This window comes from bacterium (assembly GCA_029210965.1).
Lineage (GTDB): Bacteria > BMS3Abin14 > BMS3Abin14 > BMS3Abin14 > BMS3Abin14 > JALHUC01.
This window is the reverse complement of the sequence record JARGFZ010000001.1, coordinates 242,624-263,932: the sequence shown is the minus strand read 5'-3', so window position 1 is coordinate 263,932 and position 21,309 is coordinate 242,624. Positions and strand designations below refer to the sequence as shown.

The following is a 21,309-nucleotide window of genomic DNA, read 5'->3' as shown; positions in this document are numbered from 1 at the left end:
CCCGGAACCCGGAACCTGGAACCGCTTCCTACGGTTTCGGCAGTTCTTCTGCGTTCTGCATTCTGCGTTCTGGATTCTGCTTTACAGGTACTCTCCTCAACACCCTGTCCAACGCCTTCGACAATGGAATGATCTCACTCTCGTAGGCCATTCTTGACCCTGGGAAGCGTGCGATACGGCGTCCCATCGCAGGGTCTACGAAGAGGATATTGGCCTCCAGGAAGGAGGGGGGAGCGTTGTACTGCTGTTTTCCTTTAGATAGAAAACCGGTGACAAGGGTCTGGACCAGGTTCTCCCCGCCGCTGTGGTATTCACCCTGCCCGTAAGCGATCACCAGGAGGTCCGCTCCCAGTTTTTCAGCGATAAGAGCGGCTCCTTCCATCCCTTCCTCAGGTGAGGCGGTTCGATCCGGTCCCATAAGACCCTGGGACGCGGCCAGGCTGACAAAGGCATCGGCAAGGTCGTCCTCTTTCATCAACCTTTCGCTAAGGTCATCCGGTGACAGGACTTCATAGCCCCGATAGCGCACGACTATGGACAGGGCCTCCTGCATTTTGCCGCCCATGGTTCCGGAAAGTTCCGTATCTTCGGAGGTGAAGGGTGGTCTCCCTGTGGCGATGGTCATCCTCACCGGCAGGACGGCGACCGTATTGTAAAGGGATGAGTCCCACAGGGGAGGGGCAGGGGTGTAGGTTCCAGCACATCCAGCCGCCAGCAGGAGGTAGACGGTTATCAGGGACAGGAAAAGGGTTTTCAGGGAAAGTGATTTCATTGGACTATTGTACATGAATTTTAAAAATGGAAAAGCAGGGCGCAGGATGTTGAACCCAGAACCCAGAATATATGGATCAGTGATAACGTTTCACGCCTATGACATGACTTGGGGGCGTGAAGCAGATCTTTTTTGAGATCTGAGATCTGAGATCTGAGATCGATATTATCGCCTTGGCCTCCCGCTTTTGGAGATCTGGGTCTGCCGTTTGCCCCTGGGGCTTGAGCTTGGGCGGGGTCTGGGTGGCTGGCTTTTTGGGGCCCGCCGGCGTTTTTCCTCCCTCTCGAGGGCCATCATCTTCCGGATGGTGAATTCAGGCGTCTTGTCCTCACCGAAATCCTCATCGTAAGGTATCTGGGAAGGGATCTTGTCGGACAAGAGCTCCTCGATGGCGGGGAGAGTGTACACGTACTGGTCGCAGGCCAGGGTGTACGCCTTGCCCCTCTTGCCCGCCCGCGCGGTACGGCCGATGCGATGAACATAGTCCTCTGGATCCTGGGGGACGTCGTAGTTGATTATGTGAGTGACATCATCAATGTGAAGGCCTCTGGAAGCCACATCAGAAGCGATGAGCAGGGGCAGTTTCCCAAGTTTAAAACGCTCCAGGACGCGGTTCCGAGCTGACTGCCGGAGGTCCCCTGTCAGCAGGCCGATATCCGTGATACCGTGCTCTTTCAGTTTGTGGACGAGCCAACTGGCGGTGATCTTCATGTTGGTGAATATGAGCCCCTTGGGTACCTCTTCTTTATCCAGGATCCCGAGGAGGAGCGGGAACTTCATCTCTCTGTCCACATGGTAGACCATCTGGTCGATCCCCTCGGCGGTCAGTTTGTCCGGGCGGATCTCCACATCTTTGGGCCTGTTCATGAACTCTCTGGCTATGGAGCGGGTCCTGCGATCAAGGGTGGCTGAGAAAAGCAGGGACTGTCTTTTTTCAGAAGGTGGCAGGCGGCGGAAAATAGCTTTCAGCTCATCCCAGAAGCCCAGGTCGAGCATCCGGTCAGCTTCGTCGATGACCAGGAACTGGATCTGTCCCAGGTTGAGGATGTTGCGGCGCATGAAATCGATGAGACGTCCCGGGGTCCCGATAATCACATCGGTGCCTTTTTTCAATGCCTCTTCCTGTCTGTTAAACCCCTCCCCGCCGTAAATAGCGGCCAGGCGAAGCCCGGTGTGTTTTCCGAGCAGTTCACCTTCACGGTATATCTGCAGGGCCAGTTCCCTGGTTGGGGCCAGAACCAGTGCCAGGGGGTTCTTGCGTTTCGGCGAATGGTCGGCCCTCAATATGCTGGTGAAAACGCTGATGAGGAATGCGGCTGTTTTCCCTGTACCGGTCTGGGCCTGAGCGCAGACATCCTTGCCCTCCAGGGCCAGGGGAAGGGACCTGCTCTGGACAGGGGTCATCTCAACAAAGCCGGCATCTCTGATACCGGCCATAACCTCTTCAGGGAGATCAAGACTTTCAAAGCCATAGGATGGGGCGAGAGGGAGAGTGGGGGAGGGGGTGTTTTTTTCTGGTTGATCGTATTCTGTCACTAGTTGGTATTCCTTTATTTTAATGGGTTTTGGTGTTGTCAGAGTTTAGGTTAAGGCTAGCCTCCTGTCAATACTAGCCTCTGATGAAGGATTCAAATGATGGGGGATCCAAAATTCAGCACGCAGAACGCAGAAGAAACCTCCATCTCCGTCATTCCGGGCCGACAAATAGTCACTGTTCCTTATTCTTCCTCCCCCTCGAGCCCCTCGACTTTGCTCGGGGTCCTGAGCCTGTCGAAGGAGGGGGAGGACAGATGTGGGGGTGAATGCTCTTGACCCGGAATCCAGTGCGCCAGGAGACCGGCGAAAGGTAGTGAGTGTAAGTCTCATACGATGAAGGGCTAGCGACCCACATCGTTCCCCGAGTCATGCGCTGGCGTCCGTAAGGGCGCCAGTGAAGCTTGCGAACAAGGGTTGCGGTGCGCCGTGATCCGCGGAGTGGGTGGAGGGAAGGGGGCTGGCCAAAGGGAATACGTTTTCGCGAACAGGTACCGGACACAAAGTCGGGTAAGGGGATGGTATGGACGGTCCTAAACGGGCACACAGCAAGAAACCGCAAACACAGCCAAGGGCAGGTACCTGCAGCCGAACCTCTAACCTGCAAAACGCGCGGGAACGTATACGGCAGGCGGCCTCCGATGATAAGGGGCTGCGGTTCACATCGCGCAAAGCCCGTCTTACGGGTGCATATACCCAAGGGTGACGGACGTCAGCGGCCAATAGGCATCCCCGTGCTGGAAGACAGGATCGTTCAGCGCGCGGTGGTTGGCATTCTGAACTGTATTTACGAGACGGACTTTGTCGGTTTCTCGTATGGATGAAGGCACTCCGCAAGGCGGCAGTATCTCGCCTTTACTTGCGAACGTCTATCTTCATTGTGGAAGGCTTCAGGCTGGGTCAAGGCGCGGTTGCCATAAAAGCGATGCTTTTCACCACTGGACACAACTACTAGCCCGCATTATTCATGATGGTGATGAGATGTGAGCTAACTGTGTGGCAAATATGGATAAATGGGAATGGCACGATAAACATCATGAATTATGCGGGCTAGTACCTGTCAGAAATAATACTGGCTTGGCAGTATTTAACTTGACTACGGCTTTCTTGTGGCATAAATACTGCTTAAGCAGTATTTATGGGGGAGACTGGAATGGCTAAAAACATCAAACCAATACCAACCCCTGTTCAGGTCGGCCCGCTCGATGCTGAAACTCTGGGGAAGTTTGTCCGCGCTCGCAGGACTCAATCAGGTATGGGTATGCATGAAGCAGCTGCCTTTTGCGGAGTAGCAGTTGACACCCTTACCAGGATTGAAACCGCAAAGGGGGACGTTAATCTTTCCAGCATTTTAACCGTATGCCGCATGCTCGGTATAAAGCTCATAGTGGAATCGTGGGAGGGTTGATGGCAGAGGCACTTACTGTATTTTTGAATCGCGAACTACTTGGGACACTTACCCTTGAAGGCAAGGAAGACAGGTATGGTTTGGAGTATGTACCATCATGGATTCAAAGCCAGGGCTACGCGATATCTCCACACCTGCGGATAGGTGAGTGTGAGTCTGAACGAGTAAAGCGGTTCCTTTCAAACCTCCTTCCGGAGGGCAAGTGGCTCGAAGAACTGTCGGTGGACAATCAGATCTCGAAAAACAACATCTTTGGTTTGATTGCCTTGATCGGTACCGAGACGACAGGTGCTCTAACTTTTCAATATGAAACCGCTAATCAGGGACCGAGGGAGACCGATTTCAGAGAGGTCAGCACTGAGGAGTTGACAGAACGCATCGCACAGCGCCAGCAGGTTTCCATTGCCAGGTGGGACGGTAAGACACGCCTGTCAGTAGCGGGTGTCCAGGAAAAGCTCCCTGTCATGATCAGGCCTGACGGGGTTATGGGGTTCGGCGAAGGTGAATTGGCTTCAACTCATATTCTGAAATTCGGTAAGCGGCCTGATATGCACATGATGGTCAATGAGTTCATCTGTATGGAGTTAGCTCGATCAGTAAAACTCCCGGTTGCGAAGGTTTCTTTGAAGCGATTGGGTGAACCGGTTTTAATGGTAGATCGTTTCGATCGGCTTTGGAAAAATGGCAAAGTCGAAAGATTGCATCTGATAGATGGATGCCAGATGCTTGATATGCCCCCTACTTATAAATACGAACGCCCTTACGGTAAATCTGGTGAAGGGGCGCGAATCAGAACCGGTGCCAGCCTCCCGAGGCTGTTTGAATCCAGTAAAAACTGCCGCGTTCCGGCTATGGCTAAAAGAGACCTGCTCAACTGGACTCTGTTCCAGCTATTGATCGGCAACAGCGATGCCCACGGCAAGAACATCTCGTTCTTTGTCAGTAGATCCGGGATCGATGTGGCGCCGAGTTATGATTTGCTGAATATCGATGTTTACGGCGATGAATTCGACTTTGACCTTGCGATGGCCATAGGTGATGAGTTTGTTATTGAGGAAATTCTCCCATACCAATTAGCCGAGTTTTGTATCGAGTGTAAGCTTCCGCAGCGGCAGGTGGCAACCAGCTTAGAAAATTTGTGCACAGCTGTTCCAGGAAATCTAGATGCTTTACCGATGGATGATATTGAGAGTGGTAGCGAGATGGATTTTGCTCAAGAATTACTAGAGCTGATCAAAAAAAATGCAAAAAGGTTCCTGGAAATGTCCAGGGAACTCCCGCACCTGAAATTCTAGCTACAAAAAAATACCCCGGCGTTAAAGCCGGGGTATTTTTTTGTAGGTGGTGACCCCACCGGGATTCGAACCCGGACTACCAACGTGAGAGGCTAGCGTCCTAACCGTTAGACGATGGGGCCGATGGTACTGGCTGGGGAGGAAGGAGTTGAACCCTCACATACGGAACCAGAATCCGCTGTCCTACCATTAGACGACTCCCCAAGCAGGACAAGAGAAATTAGACCATTCAGGCTGACTTGTCAACGGGCACGCACTCATTTCCAGACCGAACTGAGGCAGCCTTTCCGATGAGCCTTTCCTCCTCGGTGAGAAGTCCATCCTCTATTTTCAGGATCCGCCGGGCACTCCTGGCCGATTCTTCACTGTGAGTTACCATGATGATAGTCATTCCTTCGGCATTAAGCTGTTTCAGAAGGCCCATGATGTCACCACTGGTTTTCGAATCCAGGTTTCCTGTGGGCTCATCAGCCAGAAGGATTGGCGGATTGTTCACAATGGCTCTGGCTACCGCAACTCGCTCCTGCTCGCCTCCCGAGATCTGGCTGGGCAGCCTGTCAACCTTGTCCCCGAGGCCGACCCGGTGGAGGGCTTCTTCGGCCATGGCTCTTTTGGCGCTGTTCCTGGCCTTGATCGTGACGAGGGGGAGCATGACGTTCTCGGCCAGTGTGAGGTAAGGGATCAGGTTAAAGCTCTGGAAAACAAAACCCAGAAACTCCCTTCTGAAGTCCGCCCTTTGGTCCCGGCTCAGGGTGTAAATGTCGATGTCATCCACGAGAAAACGGCCTTCTGTGGGTGTGTTGAGGGCTCCCATCATAGCCAGAAGGGTCGATTTGCCGGATCCCGACTCACCCATGACGGCTACGAACTCGCCCTCTTCGATCTTGAAGCTGATTCCGCGTACGGCCTGTACGAGAGCGTCTCCGGTTCCGTAGTGCTTTATAAGGTTTTCTGCATTTATATAGCTCATGATGGCCTCCTTATAGCGCTCTCAGGGCGTCGTTGGGATCGAGTTTGGCCGCCAGCAGAGCCGGATAGGTGCTGGCCAGAAGGCCGAGCAGCACAGACATGATGATGGCTCCTCCGGCGAGGATCGGGTCGAAATGCACGGCAATGTCCGCACTTTCCGTAAAGAAAGGCAGGGCGGCGATGGTGGTGCCAATACCTCCGAAATAGCCAAGCAGGCCGGCAAGTGCAGATACGATAGCCGCTTCAAGCAGGACGATACGGATGATGTGGCTGCGGCGAAAGCCGATGGCCCTGAATATGCCGATCTCGCGGGTCCTCTCACGGACACTGCCCATCATGGTGACCAGGACCACGAGACTTCCTACCAGCACCACCACAGCCGAAACGCTGAGGGTGAGTCTCTGGAAGTGGGCCAGTGTCTCCATGCGGCCCTTGACCACCGACTGGATACCCATGACTTTCCCACCAGGGACCACCTCGGAGATCTGGCTGACCATTTCCTCGATGGGACAGTCCTTGCATAGTGCTGCAACTTCCGCCATGGACACACGTCCTTCCATACCGAGCATGCTCTGGGCTGTGGCCAGGGGGGTGAAGATGATCTGATCATCCTGGGAGCCGGTTGCCGCGATGATGCCAGTGACGGTGAGGTCCCGGTTCGAGGCGGTGAAGCTGTCTCCCACACCGAGGCCGAGGTTCAGGGCGGCTTCTGAACCAAAAACCACCTGGTTTCCCACCGGTTCACTGCCCTGGATCTTCCACCATGGTTTAAGAATTTTGGTGGCCTCGAAATCAACACCGGACAGGAGGACCTTTTTATCGCCTATCTGAACGACTCCAAGGGCGACCGGTCCCACAGCGGCAACATTTGCGGAGTTACGGATGGTGCTGATCTTCTCCAGCTGAGATTGGTGGATCTCTTCCATCTCAAAAGATACGCCCCCCAGGGACAGTCCCCCGTAAGTGAGAGACAGGTTCTCGGTCCTGGGAACAATGAGGATGTTTGCGCCGAACTTGTCGAGTTTGTTGGTGATGTCCTCTTTCATCGTCTCAACAAGGCTCATAAGGGCCACCACAGTTGTGACTCCGATGAGGAGGCCGGCCAGGAGAAAGGCCGCCTTGGCCTTCCTCCTTCTGAGGTTAAGAAGAGCGATATCTTTAAGTGTCATGAATTAGCTCCTGTTGAAGTCAAAGTAAAAGGAACCCTGGTCGATGATGTCCTTGACCTTTACGATGATCTTGTCGCCGCGGGTTTCGCGAGTCAGGGGGGCCGGATTGCATCCACCCTTGATTTCGTTGATCTTCACCGAGGAGAACCTCAGTCCGCAGTTGTTACACACCATGAAGTCGCCTTCCTGGCGATAGCCTTTACCGGCTGCCCAGCAGGTGTCGCAGGCATCGAAGGCAGCCCGGATGACACCGTCTGAACTTTTCAGGAGGAAGTAGCGGATGGCAAGGCCCTGGGGCGTTTTATAGGAATAGTATCTGGCCTTGCCATCGCTGTAGTCGCTGACGTTGTAAACAAACTCGGTGGCGTCATTTTTCACTGCCGCTGCGGTGGCGGCCACCGGACCGGCCTCCTTCTCCGGGCCCAGGAAATATAAAGCGCCTCCTGCCAGTATGGCCGCTGCAAACAATGTGATAATGAGGGGTGCCTTGCTTTTTTTACCCGTTCCGAGAACAGCGGCTTTCTTAAACTCACGGGACGTTGGGTTGTCTGTGTTCTTCTTTTTAGTTTTTTTAGCCATGGTAGTTCTCCTTTTAATTCGAATCTCAGATCTCAGATCTCAAAATTCTTACCATAATTAGCGACTCGCGATTGGCAAGGTCACTGGATTTACCTGCGTAATGTGGGGCTAACGGGTGTTGCTGGAAGACGTGGTCCCAGGATCTGGACGAAATTAAACATACAGCGCCCTGCGCCCTGAGACCTGCGCCCTATGGGATTCTCAACAAAGGAATGATGTGTTGGAAAGGTAGAGCGGTGTGCTTTGGGGAGGTGGTTCTTTAAGTAACGTATATGCGTACGTGCGTGTGTGCGTGTGTACGTTGGGAGCATCTGATGTCAGAAGCTCATAAGAAGTATTATCAACAGAACTGGTTGTATTGTGACAGCAGATAGCTGTTTCGAATAACTCCTGGTACTGGCCGGTCTCGAAACTACATGTGACGTCATCCAACCCGCAGCAGGATGGGGCCTCGAAGGAGGTTGTGCCCGCCCATTCGCCCGGCTTACAGCACTCCATGCCGCAGTCAAAGGCCGAAGCGAAAGCCCAGGCACCCATAAGGTTCAGGGCCAGTATTACGATGACAAGTATGTGGAGGGTTTTTCTAATCATATTTTTCCGGTTTGTCAGTTTTTGTATTTTATACTTCAAGGCGAAATATAATCACTTCATTTTACAATGTCAACTGAAATTGTCGGGAATATTTTAAAATAAAACAAATTCCGGATTAAGGATTGAGGATTCAGAATTACATGAAAAGATAGGGCACCCTGCGTTATTCAATGCTGGATCCGGAATCCGGAATCCGGAATGACAGAAAAAGGCAGATGCATCGGCTCTTCCCTCTCAGCGCTGCGCGCCCCGAGTTCGACACTTTGGGTTTAGAGTTTGGAGTTAACTCCAAACTTGACAGGGTCGCAAAAAGTCCGTAATCGGCTTTTTGCTCCCCGGAAAGGGAAAAGCGTCGTTTGCCCTTTCCTTACTCTGCGGACCATAGGTAAGCAGGGTCTTGACATCCACCCCTCGCAGGTTAAATTTCCCTGTGTTAAACTTATATTCAAATTTCGAGTGAATTCGAATAATTACAGAAATAACAAAGGCTTGGGAGAAATGATTATGGCAGCCACTACAAGATCGCCCTTCAGGGAGTTGATGGCGCTCCAGGACCGGATGAACCGCATATTTGACAGCAGCGCTCACAGTGAGGGAACTGATGAGGAGATGGAAGCCGCGGGCTGGACACCGGCAGTGGATATATACGAGACCACCGATGCCATATTGGTCAACGTGGAGGCGCCGGGAATGAGCCGGGACCAGTTCACAGTGGAGGTCAAGGATGATGTCCTGACTCTCAAAGGTGAACGGCCCTTTGAAAAGGACGTGTCCCGGGAACACTGTCATCGAATAGAAAGAGCGTATGGACGGTTCCGGAGGTCCTTTGTTCTGGGTGTTTCCATTCGGACTGACATGATCACCGCCGCCTACATGGGCGGGGTTCTTGAGGTCGTTCTGCCTAAAGTCGAGGAATCGAAGGCAAGGAAAATTGAAATTACGGAATAATTAAAATGGGAATATTTCAATTTTCCCGAAGGAGAAAGGAGGAAGGAAGAAGGAGGAAGAAGGCAACTGTTGAAAACTATTCAGGATGGAGCCTGAGAGGTTAATACCCTTCATCCTCCATCCTTCATCCTCCATCCTTCTATCAATAGTGGCCAACAAGAAAGATTACTACGAAGAGCTTGGCGTCCCTCGAGGCGCCTCTGCCGACGACATAAAGAAGGCCTACAGAAAGCTCGCCCGCAAGCATCATCCAGATGTCAACCCGGGGGATAAGGAGGCGGAGAACCGCTTCAAGGAGATCAGTGAGGCCTATTCGGTTCTTTCCGATGAGAAAAAGAAGTCCGAATATGATCAGTTTGGCCACGGTGGACGGCAAGGGGCCGGTTTCGATGTCTCTGATTTTGATCTAGGGGGGTTCCGAACAGGCGGGTTCGACATTGGCGGGTTTACTTACGAAGACCTGTTTGGAGATCTGTTCGGCGGCAGGAGCCGGCGACGGGGGCCATCTCGGGGAGAGGATCTGAGTTATCGATTACAGATCTCTTTCGAAGATGCCTACAAGGGAGCCGAGATCCCTGTCATGTTTGGTCATACCGCAGCGTGTGACCGTTGTGGCGGGAACGGGGCTGAGCCCGGCAGCGGCACTGCTGCCTGTCCCCGATGCCACGGCACCGGCCAGGAGAAGGTGGCCCAGGGTGCCTTCCATTTTGCCCACGCTTGCCCTCAATGCAACGGAGCTGGAAACATCATCAGCAAGCCTTGCTCACAGTGCAGCGGGCAGGGCGGTGTTCAGAAAAAAGAACGGTTAACCGTCAAGATTCCGGCCGGCGTGGACACGGGATCTAAAGTACGTGTGGCGGGAAAGGGAAACGCCGGGGCGATGGGCGGATCGTCGGGGGACCTGTTCATAATGGTAGAGGTGGGTTCAAACAGCATTTTTAAAAGGGATGGGGCAGATATCTCCTTTGATCTACCCCTCTCTTATGGGGAAGCAGCCATGGGCGCCAAAGTCCAGATACCGCTTCCAGGGGGCGCAACAACGACCCTCACCATACCGCCCGGAACTCAGGGAGGACAGAAACTCAGGCTTAAGGATAAGGGGTTCCCAAAGGTCAAGGGCAAGGGACGCGGTCACCTGTACGCCGTGATCAAGATCAGGGTACCCAAGGCCCCCAAAGGTAAAGCAGGCGATCTTATCAGAGAACTGGATGAGGCTCTTGATATGGACCCGCGGGAAGGATTATGGTAAATTATGCGTGGCGATAACGATGTAATGGATATCGCTCAGATCTGCCGCAGACTGGGCATTCAGCCCGTCGAACTTGAGGCCATGGAGGAGGAGGGCCTCATCACCCTGGCGGCACTGCGAGATGAGAAAGCGCTGCCTTCCGACCAGCTGGACCGGGTTGAAATGATCCTTCGGCTCCAGCGTGATTTGAACATAAACCTTGCCGGAATTGATGTCATCCTTGAGATGCGCGGTAAAATGATCCAGATGCGCAAAGAGGTTGATGACATCCTTGAGTTTATACGCCTTCAGATCTCCAGGGACCTTCGGGAGATGCTGGGCGAGGAAGATTACCCCATGGCCCTGGGAGCGGGGGAGGCATTTCTCTCCATTGGGAGAGGAAAGACAGGGAAGCGCCGAAATGATTGAACCGTTCTTCCTGCTTCCCGGCTGAGGGGGAGAGTGGGGAAGGGGGAGAAACGGGGAAAGAGCTGAATAACCAACGCGGAACTGGTTTGCCGACTAACAGCTGTCAGCTAAACCTTTTGAGATCTGAGATCTGAGATTTGAGATTAATTTTAAAGGAGATCGATCAACCATGAACAACGTTTTGAAGACTACATTCCTTCTGGGGGCCTTGACGGGGATTCTGCTCCTGTTCGGACAGGTTTTCGGGGGCCGCACAGGGATGATCATCGCTTTCGGGTTCGCCATTGTGATGAACTTTGGGTCCTACTGGTTCAGCGACAGGATCGTCCTGGCTCTTTACCGTGCGAAGCCGATCAATGAGTCGGACGATCCGGAGCTGTACTCCATCGTCAGGAACCTGGCAACGAGGGCCGGTCTTCCCATGCCGAAGGTCTGCCGGATACCACAGGCTGCCCCCAACGCTTTCGCTACGGGCAGAAACCCCGAGAATGCCGTTGTGGCGGTGACCGATGGTATCCGCAGTCTTCTCACTCCGGAGGAACTGTCCGGTGTGATCGGCCACGAGCTGGCCCACATCGGTCACCGGGATATCCTTATCTCCTCCATCGCCGCCACATTGGCCGGGGCTATCATGATGCTGGCCAGCATGGCAAAGTGGGCCTTTATCTTCGGAGGAGGCAGGGATAATGACAACAATCCCCTGGGCGCCCTGCTAATGGCCATCCTCGCCCCCATCGCCGCTATAATCATACAGATGGCGGTGTCGCGGTCCAGGGAATATCAGGCAGATCAAACGGGGGCGAGAATAGCGGGAAACCCCGACAGCCTTGCGTCAGCGCTGGAGAAACTCGCATTGGCCTCGAAAAGGGTTCCCATGGCTGCCAGCCAGGCGACATCACACATGTTTATCGTAAGGCCCTTCACTGGCCGAAGCATGTTGAACCTTTTTTCAACACATCCACCGGTGGAAAAGCGTGTCGAGCGCCTGAGGGAGATGAAAAGGACCGGGTAATTTCAAGTAACGGGGTGTCGGAGTATCGGAGTAACGGAGTATTGACATAAGATCCAGGTCGGCCTTCAGCTTCAGGTATATTTACTTTTACAACAGTTAAGGGACAAGCGAAGCTTGTTTCAGATAAATTTCTGTAAGAGGTAGTACTTACAGAAATTTATGGGGAGAGCAGGAGGTTGGAAAGATGAAGAACATGTTTCGGCCAGTAGCATTCGGAGTCGTTGCGGTCAGTTTCCTCGTGATCGGGCTCATCGTGGCATCAAACCTTTCCCTGACACCTTCCACAGAGGCCAGAACAGAGGCTCTCTGGACGGATGGTACCAGCAAAGCACCAGTCGGCCAGCCAGGTTCCTTCGCTGATCTGGCTGAGGAGTTTTCACCGGCAGTTGTCAACATCAGTACTGCCACTGTTGTCAAGGAGGGAGAAGCCCAGCAGCCCTTCGGCGGGGAGGAAAATCCCTTCCGGGATTTTTTCGGTGATGAATTCTTCAAGCGTTTTTTCGGGGACAGGCCGCAACGGCCCTTTAAAACGCGTAGCCTTGGCTCGGGCTTTATCATCAACAGTGAAGGTTACATTATCACCAATAACCACGTTGTGGCTGAGACAGACGAAGTGATCGTCACCCTGGAAGAGGGAGACGATTATCCAGCCAAGGTTCTGGGCACTGACGAGAAGACAGATCTTGCCCTCATCAAGATCGAGCCGAAAAACGGTTTGCCTACCTGCAGGTTGGGTGATTCCGATAAAGCTCGTGTGGGCGACTGGGTTCTTGCCATCGGCAACCCCTATGGCCTGGGCCACACCGTTACGGCCGGCATCATAAGCGCCAAGGGCCGGGAACTGGGTGCAGGCGCCTATGACGACTTCATCCAGACCGATGCGGCCATCAACCCCGGCAACAGCGGCGGGCCCCTTTTTGATACAGCAGGCAATGTTGTTGGAATCAACAGTGCCATTTATTCACGTAGCGGAGGAAACCAGGGCATCGGGTTCGCTATTCCCATTAACCTGGCCAAATCCATTGTGTCTCAGTTGGAGGAGAAGGGATCGGTGACCAGGGCCTGGCTGGGTGTTCTTATTCAGGAGATCACCCCTGAGATCCAGAAATCCCTTGAGCTTAAGTCGCGTGAAGGGGCTCTTGTGGGCGATGTGGTCAAGGGTGGACCAGCTGAAAAAGCGGGTATTCAGCGAGGGGATGTGATCGTGCGGTTTAATGGTCGAAAGGTTGTTAGTCAGCACGAACTGCCCACGATGGTTGCTTTCCTTACGGTGGGTACTGAAGTGAAAGTCGTTGTTCTGAGAGAAGGCAAGGAAAAAACCTTCGAAGTTGCCCTTGAGGAGATGACCGATGAGGAAGTTGCTTCCGGTCTGTCTGAGGAGAGCAAGGAGATGAAGGAAGAACTGGGGTTCACCGCTCAGGACCTGACTCCCGACCTTGCCGAGCAGCTGGGTCTTGACGCCACTGATGGCGTTCTCATTACCTCGGTGGAGCCTGGAAGTCCGGCCGCGGAGGCCGGCCTGAGAAGAGGGGACGTCATCCTGGAGGTGGATCGCAAAGTTATAAAAGGGTTGGAGGTGCTTTCTCATGTCCTGGAGAAGGCGAAGGACAAAGACCCTGTCGCGATCCTGGTGAACAGGGGTGGAAGAACAATTTTCATGGCTGTGAAACGGTAAGTGCAATCTCAAATCTCAGATCTCAGATCTCAAAATTGCGCGGGCTTCGGCCCGCGCTTTACGTGCTGACTACTGACAGCTGGCCTCTTATTCTGTATCCTGTGCGGAGTATCAGGGAGGTTTGTTTTGGCGAAAAAACGGTTCTACGATATTTCCATGACAATTGGCAACGGGATGATCTCGTGGCCCAGTGACGGTCCGGTGAGAGTCGAAAAAGTTCGTTCCATGGAGAACGGTGAACGGCTCAACCTGTCCCGGCTAAACATGAGTGCTCATACGGGGACTCACGTCGATGCACCTGTACACTTTATCCAGGAGGGGAGCGGTATCGATTCGGTGCCCCTTGACATCCTCATCGGCCTGGCAACTGTTGTGCACCTTCCGGGAGTCCGGGAGATAGGTGCTGATGAACTTATGGCTGCCGGTATCCCTTCGGATACCCAGCGACTTTTGCTCAAAACGGATAACGGAAAACTTCAGGGGCTGAAACAGTTCAAAACAAACTATTCATTTATTACCGCTGAAGGTGCAAAGCACATCATAGATTCAGGCGTACGACTTGTAGGTATCGATTATCTTTCCATTGCCGCCTACGGCAGCGGAGAGGCCGTTCACCAGGCTCTCCTTGGTGAGGGAATAGTCATTATTGAGGGTGTGGATCTCAGGGAAGTACCCGCCGGGTCATACAACATGATGGCCCTGCCGCTGAAGATAGGCGGATGTGACGGCGCCCCGGCACGGGTGGTGCTGGAGGAAATACAAGGGATAGGAGATAAGTGCTAAGAGACAGGGGAAAAAAGAAATATCCCCTAACACCCTATTCCCTGTTACTTTTTTTTAGTCCATTATCGTGCGAAAATAGGACTCAAAGGGAATAGAATAGGTTTCAGCCTGGTACATAGGCACAGGAGGTTCAATTGACTTTTTTAGATATGATCATTGCCCGGATCGCGACCGGACAAATAGGCAGCGAAGTGGAGCTAGGGGTGTTCTCCATGATAGCCCGGGCAGGATTTGTCGTACAGTTGGTCCTGATCACCCTTCTGTTCATGTCGGTAATGACCTGGGCCATTATTTTCTATAAATGGAGGATGTTCAGGCAGGCAGAGCGTGAGAATCACCGATTCCACAACCTTTTCCTGAATCAGCAGCGGCTCAGCCTTATCCATGAGGGCACCGAGAACATGACCTTCTCTCCGGTAGCGTCCATTTTCAGGGCCGGCTATATCGAGCTGGTAAGAGTTTCCCGCTCCAGGCAGCAGCAGCCCCAGAACTTCCCGGTGGAGCCCGCGGGGCTTATCAAGGAGGTTGCCGGCTTCGAAAACATAAGCCGGGCCCTGTCCAAAGCTGCCGAGACGGAGCTCACACGTCTGGAAAAGGCCCTGCCCTTTCTTGCCACCACGGGTAGTACTGCGCCCTTTATAGGGTTGTTTGGCACGGTTTGGGGCATCATGAACGCATTCCGTAGTATCGGCCTGGCCGGTAGCGCCAGCCTGATCTCTGTAGCTCCAGGTATTTCCGAAGCTCTGGTGGCCACAGCTGCGGGCCTTGCCGCAGCGATCCCGGCTGTCGTGGGTTATAACTTCTTCATTCAGAAAATACGGATTCTTGATAACGACATGAGGACCTTTACAGCAGAATTTCTGAACATTATTGATCGCCACTTCAGGAGAAATGACTGATGGCACTTCCGGGCGGTTTTAACAGGCGGATAATGTCTGATATCAACGTCACGCCCCTCGTGGATGTGATGCTGGTGCTGCTGATCGTTTTCATGGTGACTGCGCCCATGCTTAAATCAGGTGTCGATGTACAACTCCCCACTGCGGGTATGGCTCCACTGAACCAGGGTGAGCGTGCTGTAACCATCAGTATTGACAGGAGTGGGGGAATCCACCTTGAGCGCCATAGCTTCACCCTTTCCGAGTTTCGCAGAAGGGCCCCCGTAGTCCTGTCGGAGCTCGGAGGCCGACCTGTTTACCTGAGGGGGGACTCCCGGATCCCTTACGGAACCATTGTGGCTGTCATGTCGGTTCTGAAGGGTGCAGGTGTGGAAAGGATCGGTCTGGTCACAGAACCGGATCTTGGTCAGGCAGGGCGGCCGTAAAATTGTCCACATTCACACTCCCATCAGGTCAAGATCATCACTTCAGGGAAAGAGCCTTCAAGCGTTCCTTCTTCGTTTCCATTGGAATCCATGTCGTCATTCTGGTAGCTGCCGGAAGCATGACTTTTTTTCGTATGTCAGGTACGACCTATGCGCCCTCCTACTCCGTGGATCTGGTTTCCCTGCCCTCGCCGAAACCGGCACCCGCCGCAAAGCCGGCCCCGGCAGTGAAACCGGTCCCCAAACAGGTCAAGGAGCAGCTCGAACCGGAAGTTCAGGACAAGGCTGCCAAGTCTGCTGCCCCTCCTCCGCCTTTGGAAACCATGGAAGAGATGAAGACATCAGGCGGCGACGAAACAGCCCGTCTTGCGCGGCGCAAAAAGATCGAGGAGCTGGAAATGGAGACCAGGCGTCTCTATGAGTCGTTTTCGAGTGAGAAAGATATCACCACGGAAGATCGAACCCAACCTGATGAAACAGGTGCCGTTGGCCCGCCTGTGGCAAACGCTCCCACAGGAGGGAACGACATACCTTCAAACATAAAGTTCAGGGCTTACTATAATCGCATATGGGCCCAGATCAGGTCCTCATGGGTCCCCCAAGGTGAAACTTCCGAGGCCAGCCTGCTTACGGTAGTCGGGATAAGGATCGCGCCGAACGGGGTGATAGAACAGTCCTGGATCGAGAAAAGGTCTGGCAACGATTACTACGACCAGTCAGCTCTGCGTGCTATCAGAAAGGCCAGCCCCCTGCCGCCCCTGCCGGAGGAACTGAGCGACAAGCCGCTGGAGGTGGGGATTAACTTCATTCCGCAAGGACTTGATAGATGATGACACAGCTCATGAAAAGGCTTTTTCCCAGGTTAATGTTCCTGGTATTACTCTTCCCTGTACTTTTACATATATTTTTGCCGGGGTATGTTCAGGCAAAAATATATCTTGATATCAACGCACCGGAAGCCCGTCGTCTCCCCGTTGCCGTGCAATCTCCCGTCCCCATGGAGGGGTCAGAGCCTATTCCCCTCATTGCAAGAGAGGTGCGTGAAGTTATAGCCGGGGATCTTGATTTCTCCGGGGTTTTCAGGGTCCTCGACCCGGTGCTCTACATGGAAGATCTGGGAACGGCTGGCATTACCGCCGATACCTTCCTTTTCGATGATTGGGAACTCATTAACGCTGAAGCACTCGTCAAGGTCGGTTATTTACTCCGTCCGGACGGAGATGTTGAGCTGGAGTTTCACCTTTTCGATGTCTTTCAGAGAAAAGAGGTCACAGCCAAGAGGTGGAAGGGGAGTCCCGCTCAGCTCCGAAACATGACCCATATGTTCTCCAACGAAATAATGAGACAGGTTACCGGTGAGGAGGGGCTATTCCTGACACGAATGATTTTTGTTCAGGCTAACGGTAAAAGCAAAGAGATTTACTCCATGGACTATGATGGAGCCCAGGTCAAGAGGCTTACGAGGAACGGAGCTATCAACCTTTCGCCGGAGTGGTGGCCCGACGGCAACGGGTTGATCTATACTTCCTATAAGCATGGAGAACCAAACCTTTACTCTCTCAGGCTTCGGGGTGGTGAAGACAAACTCACGGGCGGCATGGGTGTTGATGTTGGTGCCGAATTTTCTCCCGATGGTCGACAGTTGGCGTTCATGAAGAACGTGGATGGGAATTCCGATATTTACATTACAGATGATCAGGGTAAAAACCTCTCCCGGATCACATGGCTCAAGAGCGTTGAAGCCTCACCGACCTGGTCGCCGGATGGGAAAAGGATAGCCTTCGTATCAGACCGGTACGGCACACCCCAGATCTTTATAATGAACGTTGATGGCTCCGGGGTGAGCAGGGTTACTCTCGAGGGCAGCTACAACACATCACCCGCCTGGTCGCCTGCCGGGGATTTCATTGCCTATACCAACAGGATTGGGGGGGAGTTCGGTATTGCCATAATCAACCCGGAGACCTATGAATCAAGGCAACTGGTAGGTGAGGCGGGCAACAACGAGGATCCTTCGTGGAGTTCCGATGGACGTTATGTCTGCTTTTCCTCCAACAGAACCGGAACCTATCAGATATATATAGTCGATAAGGACGGACGCAGGGAATGGCGCATCACGTCTGGGACAGGGGACAAAAATCAGCCGGCCTGGTCCAATAAGTGAAGGGAGAATTGAGCCTTCAGCAGGCCCAGACCAGGGAAATGAGCATTAAGAATTAAAGACCAATAATCAAAAACTGACAACTGCTCCCTTTACAATGAACGTAATAATGCTGTATAAATTTGAAATATCCTTAAGGTGGTGGGGTATTAATCAGAACTTTGGTGAAATCAGTTACCGTCCTATATGAGACGGGTGTTAAGGTTTCATAATTGAAAACAGTTTCCAGGAGGTGGATAGTGATTTTAAGAAGGAAGAGTGTTCTCGTTACGTTGGCAGTAGTGCTCCTGTTTAGTTTCGTTTTGGTAAACTGCTCCAAGAAGCCGGCAGAGCCGGGTCCCATGGATCAGGCAGTGGCACCGGCACCGGCGCCTATGCCTGAGCCTGCACCCGCACCCGCACCGGTAGAGGAGTATAAACCTGCTCCTGCTCCTGCGCCCGCTCCTGCACCTGCCCCGGCACCTGCACCTGCACCAGCAGCCTTTAACGTTTCGGATCTGGGTGATGTGTTCTTCGACTACGACAAGTCGGACCTGACTGCCGAGTCCAGAGACAGGTTGGCCAATAACGCCAAGCTCCTCAAGGCGGCATCGGGAGTCAGGATCGTTGTCGAGGGACATTGTGACGAGAGAGGCACCAACGAGTACAACCTGGGGTTGGGTGAGCGCCGTGCCAACTCGGTCAAGAACTACCTCGTTTCGCTTGGTATCTCAGCTGCCAAAATCAAGACGATCAGTTACGGTGAGGAAAAGCCCTTCGCTTCGGGGCACAACGAGGGTGCCTGGAAACAGAACAGGCGAGCCCATTTCCGCCTCCAGTAAAGGCTGCCGGAAATGAGGAACTTCTTTCCTCACCTGGGCTTTATTGCTCTGCTGGCTTTCACAGTCGGGTGTGCTACATCGGTTGACATGGATTCGGTGAATCGCCGCATTGATGACAACGCGTCCAGGCTCGCTACGCTGGAAAATGCCCAGGTGAAGCAGGACAAGAAGGCAGTGTCCGAAAAGAGTGATAAGCTCCAGGCCCTTCAGGCAGAGATCGATACCCTCCGCAAGGACTTTGCTGATTCCAAATGGGCAGTGGGTGACCTGGCGGAGAAGGTGGAATCTTTAACCGCTTATCTGGATGAGGTTGAGCAGTTCATGATCCAGTTCAGGAAAAAGGGCGGCGAGATCGATAATGTCCTGGAAGAGCTGACTAACAGGATCGAGGCCGATGTACGTGGTTTGGCCGAAAAGTTAAAGAAAATGCTGGAAGAGGAATCCCCCTAAAAAGATGGTACCGATCAGGGGCTCACCTGAGCCCCTGATTTTTTTATCCCCCTGTTGAAAATCTTGCCATAGCTTGCTATTATGCAGGTTATTCTGCAAATGCGGGGTGGATGATGTTGAAAATCGATCAGATCGTCAGGGGGAGACCTCCCGAACTGACGCCGACACAGCGGAAGGTGCTGGATTTTATTCTCAAACAGCCGGAGAAGGCAGTTTTTCTCACGGCTACCGATCTGGCCCGGAAGCTCAATATCAGCGATACATCAATCGTACGCCTTGCCCAGGCCCTGGGTTATTCAGGCTTTCCACATCTGAAAAGAAGGTTGAGAGAGTATATCCAGCCCAAAATCACTACCGTGGACCGCCTGGGGGAGACGGTGGAGCGTGCGGAATTGGTGGGCGATGTTCTTGCTTCCGTGCTGTCTAAGGATCTGAACAACCTCAGGACTACCCTGGAGGAGACCGATCCGGAGATCTTTGGAATGTTTGTGGAAGAGATGGCTTCGGCAAAGAGGATTTTTATCATTGCCCTGCGCTCCACCCACTGTCTGGGTAATTTCATGGCCAGCGCCTTAAGGTTTCTGGGCAGGGAAGTTATACTCCTCGTACCGGGTACCGGAGAGATGTGGGATCAGTTGAGAGATCTGGGCCCCAAGGATGTTTTTATCGGGATGGCTTTTCCACGATATACCAGGTTAACTGTTCAGGTAATGGACTACGCCAGAGATCAGGGGGCCAGAGTGCTTGCAATTACAGATGGTGAACTGTCTCCTCTCAACAGGTCCGCCCATTTCAGCCTTTACGTTCCCTACGAAATCGAATCATATATCGAATCCTTTACCTCCGCCCTCAGCCTTGTCAATGCGCTGGTGACTGCCCTGGCTTTTCAGAGCAGGGCCGATACACTGCAAATTCTCAGCGAAATGGAGAGTGTATGGGAACGGGAAGGGGTGTACTGGAGGGATTGACCAAACCGAAAAATTTCATCAAGAAGGGAGTATTAATAATTATATGAAACAAAAACCACCACTGGGAAGGGGGTGAAAGGCAAGGTTTAATTGTCAGAAATTAAAGTTGATGGATTTGAAAAAGTCCATTAATCAGGAGGTCAAACTTTTCAAATAAGGAGGAAGGCATGAGAAAAGCAACTATTTTTGTTGTGGCCCTGGCTGCTGTAGCCCTGGCGGTGACGGGGATCACTCCTGTTCCAGCTGCAGCTGCTCCCAAGTATCTCACTATCGGCACGGGTGGCGTTACCGGTGTTTACTATCCCACAGGCGGGGCCATTGCCAGGATCGTAAACAAGAAAAGGGATGTGTATAACATGCGCCTGACCGTTGAATCTACCGGCGGATCGGTGTTCAACATCAACGCCATTATGGAAGGGGACCTTGAGTTCGGTGTTGTCCAGTCGGACAGACAGTACCAGGCGTTCAACGGCAGCCCCGATTCCGAGTGGGCCGGAAACCCCCAGAAGGACCTCAGGGCCCTTTTCGCGGTACATCCTGAGAGCGTCACCCTGGTCGCTGCCGCGGACGCGGGCATCAACTCCTTCATGGACCTGAAGGGCAAGAGGGTCAACATCGGTAACCCCGGTTCCGGGCAGAGGCAGAATTCTATCGATGCCCTCGCCGCCCTCGGTATCGATTACGAGAAGGACATCCAGGCTGAGAGCCTGAAGGCCGCAGAGGCTCCGGGCATGCTGCAGGACGGCCGCCTCGATGCTTTCTTTTACACTGTGGGTCACCCATCGGGCGCCTTCAAGGAGGCCACCAGCGGCACAAGGAAGGTCAAGTTCATCGAGATCAAGCTTCCCGCTTCCTTCTACGAGAAGTTCTCATACTATGCGCCCAGCGTGGTTCCGGTAATGGGTAACTACCCTGGCGCTGACAACAAGTCCGACGTAGCCAGCTTTGGTGTCAAGGCTACTTTCGTGACCTCCAGAAAGGTCAAGGATAAGTACGTGTACGGCGTGGTCAAGGAGATCTTCGAGAACTTCGACGAACTCAAGGGTCTGCACCCGGCCTACTCAGTTCTGACCAAAGAGAACATGCTCGAGGGCCTTTCCGCTCCTCTGCACCCGGGAGCCATGAAGTATTACAAAGAAGCAGGCATGATGAAATAGTTTCAGCTTCTGTCCCGGTCAAGCTCAAGAGCTTGAC

At 53.1% G+C, this 21,309-nt stretch carries 22 protein-coding genes, 2 tRNA genes and 1 pseudogene; 17 read left to right on the top strand and 8 right to left on the bottom strand.

The window, feature by feature from the left end; genetic code table 11:
* Positions 1-28 precede the first annotated feature (28 nt).
* Positions 29-772, bottom strand: a complete 744-nt coding sequence (locus tag P1S59_01260; GenBank protein ID MDF1524884.1) for a hypothetical protein — start codon at positions 770-772, stop codon at positions 29-31.
* Positions 773-937: 165 nt separating this feature from the next.
* Positions 938-2,209: a DEAD/DEAH box helicase gene (locus tag P1S59_01255; GenBank protein MDF1524883.1), complete on the bottom strand. Its 1,272-nt coding sequence runs from the start codon at positions 2,207-2,209 to the stop codon at positions 938-940.
* A gap of 737 nt (positions 2,210-2,946) precedes the next feature.
* Here P1S59_01255 and P1S59_01250 point away from each other — a divergent pair.
* From P1S59_01250 to P1S59_01240, 3 genes and pseudogenes are all read left to right on the top strand, one after another.
* Positions 2,947-3,126 (top strand): annotated as a pseudogene (locus tag P1S59_01250) (hypothetical protein).
* A gap of 332 nt (positions 3,127-3,458) precedes the next feature.
* Complete coding sequence (locus P1S59_01245; protein ID MDF1524882.1) at positions 3,459-3,713, top strand: helix-turn-helix transcriptional regulator; 255 nt, start codon at positions 3,459-3,461, stop codon at positions 3,711-3,713.
* Complete coding sequence (locus P1S59_01240) at positions 3,713-5,008, top strand: HipA domain-containing protein (GenBank protein ID MDF1524881.1); 1,296 nt, start codon at positions 3,713-3,715, stop codon at positions 5,006-5,008. Before P1S59_01245 ends, P1S59_01240 begins: the two co-directional genes overlap by 1 nt.
* 47 nt (positions 5,009-5,055) lie before the next feature.
* Here P1S59_01240 and P1S59_01235 read toward each other — a convergent pair.
* The 6 genes from P1S59_01235 to P1S59_01210 all read right to left on the bottom strand — a co-directional run bounded on the left by P1S59_01235 (position 5,056) and on the right by P1S59_01210 (position 8,316).
* Positions 5,056-5,130: transfer RNA gene (locus tag P1S59_01235), tRNA-Glu, on the bottom strand.
* Positions 5,131-5,138: 8 nt separating this feature from the next.
* Positions 5,139-5,212: transfer RNA gene (locus P1S59_01230), tRNA-Gln, on the bottom strand.
* Between the two features lie 25 nt (positions 5,213-5,237).
* Positions 5,238-5,978, bottom strand: a complete 741-nt coding sequence (locus P1S59_01225) for an ABC transporter ATP-binding protein (protein ID MDF1524880.1) — start codon at positions 5,976-5,978, stop codon at positions 5,238-5,240.
* 10 nt (positions 5,979-5,988) lie between these two features.
* Complete coding sequence (locus P1S59_01220; GenBank protein ID MDF1524879.1) at positions 5,989-7,146, bottom strand: ABC transporter permease; 1,158 nt, start codon at positions 7,144-7,146, stop codon at positions 5,989-5,991.
* 3 nt (positions 7,147-7,149) lie between these two features.
* Positions 7,150-7,725, bottom strand: coding sequence for a DUF2318 domain-containing protein (locus P1S59_01215; GenBank protein MDF1524878.1), 576 nt, complete (start codon positions 7,723-7,725; stop codon positions 7,150-7,152).
* Between the two features lie 201 nt (positions 7,726-7,926).
* Complete coding sequence (locus tag P1S59_01210; protein ID MDF1524877.1) at positions 7,927-8,316, bottom strand: hypothetical protein; 390 nt, start codon at positions 8,314-8,316, stop codon at positions 7,927-7,929.
* A 504-nt stretch (positions 8,317-8,820) separates the two neighbouring features.
* Between P1S59_01210 and P1S59_01205 the strand changes: the two genes are divergently transcribed.
* The 14 genes from P1S59_01205 (at position 8,821) to P1S59_01140 (ending at position 21,272) form a co-directional block, all read left to right on the top strand.
* Positions 8,821-9,264 carry an Hsp20/alpha crystallin family protein gene (locus P1S59_01205; protein ID MDF1524876.1) on the top strand — a complete coding sequence of 148 codons (444 nt, stop codon included), beginning with the start codon at positions 8,821-8,823 and terminating at the stop codon, positions 9,262-9,264.
* A gap of 85 nt (positions 9,265-9,349) precedes the next feature.
* A complete protein-coding gene (gene dnaJ / locus P1S59_01200) occupies positions 9,350-10,513 on the top strand; it encodes a molecular chaperone DnaJ (GenBank protein ID MDF1524875.1) in 1,164 nt (387 codons plus the stop codon).
* Positions 10,514-10,516: 3 nt separating this feature from the next.
* Positions 10,517-10,921, top strand: coding sequence for a chaperone modulator CbpM (locus P1S59_01195; GenBank protein MDF1524874.1), 405 nt, complete (start codon positions 10,517-10,519; stop codon positions 10,919-10,921).
* 169 nt (positions 10,922-11,090) lie between these two features.
* Entirely contained in the window at positions 11,091-11,933 is an 843-nt protein-coding gene (gene htpX / locus P1S59_01190; GenBank protein ID MDF1524873.1) for a zinc metalloprotease HtpX, read from the top strand.
* 184 nt (positions 11,934-12,117) lie between these two features.
* Complete coding sequence (locus P1S59_01185; protein MDF1524872.1) at positions 12,118-13,608, top strand: DegQ family serine endoprotease; 1,491 nt, start codon at positions 12,118-12,120, stop codon at positions 13,606-13,608.
* 126 nt (positions 13,609-13,734) lie between these two features.
* The gene (locus P1S59_01180) at positions 13,735-14,391 is read left to right on the top strand and encodes a cyclase family protein (GenBank protein ID MDF1524871.1); all 657 of its coding nucleotides are present in this window, start codon (positions 13,735-13,737) and stop codon (positions 14,389-14,391) included.
* Positions 14,392-14,525: 134 nt separating this feature from the next.
* The gene (gene tolQ, locus P1S59_01175; GenBank protein ID MDF1524870.1) at positions 14,526-15,290 is read left to right on the top strand and encodes a protein TolQ; all 765 of its coding nucleotides are present in this window, start codon (positions 14,526-14,528) and stop codon (positions 15,288-15,290) included.
* A complete protein-coding gene (locus P1S59_01170) occupies positions 15,290-15,715 on the top strand; it encodes an ExbD/TolR family protein (protein MDF1524869.1) in 426 nt (141 codons plus the stop codon). Before tolQ ends, P1S59_01170 begins: the two co-directional genes overlap by 1 nt.
* A 2-nt stretch (positions 15,716-15,717) precedes the next feature.
* Positions 15,718-16,545 carry an energy transducer TonB gene (locus P1S59_01165; GenBank protein MDF1524868.1) on the top strand — a complete coding sequence of 276 codons (828 nt, stop codon included), beginning with the start codon at positions 15,718-15,720 and terminating at the stop codon, positions 16,543-16,545.
* Entirely contained in the window at positions 16,542-17,879 is a 1,338-nt protein-coding gene (gene tolB / locus P1S59_01160; protein ID MDF1524867.1) for a Tol-Pal system beta propeller repeat protein TolB, read from the top strand. The genes P1S59_01165 and tolB overlap by 4 nt, the downstream gene beginning before the upstream one ends.
* Positions 17,880-18,115: 236 nt before the next feature.
* Complete coding sequence (gene pal, locus P1S59_01155) at positions 18,116-18,697, top strand: peptidoglycan-associated lipoprotein Pal (GenBank protein ID MDF1524866.1); 582 nt, start codon at positions 18,116-18,118, stop codon at positions 18,695-18,697.
* 12 nt (positions 18,698-18,709) lie between these two features.
* On the top strand, positions 18,710-19,147 hold the full coding sequence (locus P1S59_01150; GenBank protein ID MDF1524865.1) for a hypothetical protein: 438 nt from the start codon (positions 18,710-18,712) through the stop codon (positions 19,145-19,147).
* A gap of 110 nt (positions 19,148-19,257) precedes the next feature.
* Positions 19,258-20,115 carry a MurR/RpiR family transcriptional regulator gene (locus tag P1S59_01145; protein ID MDF1524864.1) on the top strand — a complete coding sequence of 286 codons (858 nt, stop codon included), beginning with the start codon at positions 19,258-19,260 and terminating at the stop codon, positions 20,113-20,115.
* Positions 20,116-20,282: 167 nt separating this feature from the next.
* Positions 20,283-21,272 (top strand): TAXI family TRAP transporter solute-binding subunit, encoded by a 990-nt coding sequence (locus P1S59_01140; GenBank protein MDF1524863.1) that lies wholly within the window; start codon positions 20,283-20,285, stop codon positions 21,270-21,272.
* Positions 21,273-21,309 lie beyond the last annotated feature (37 nt).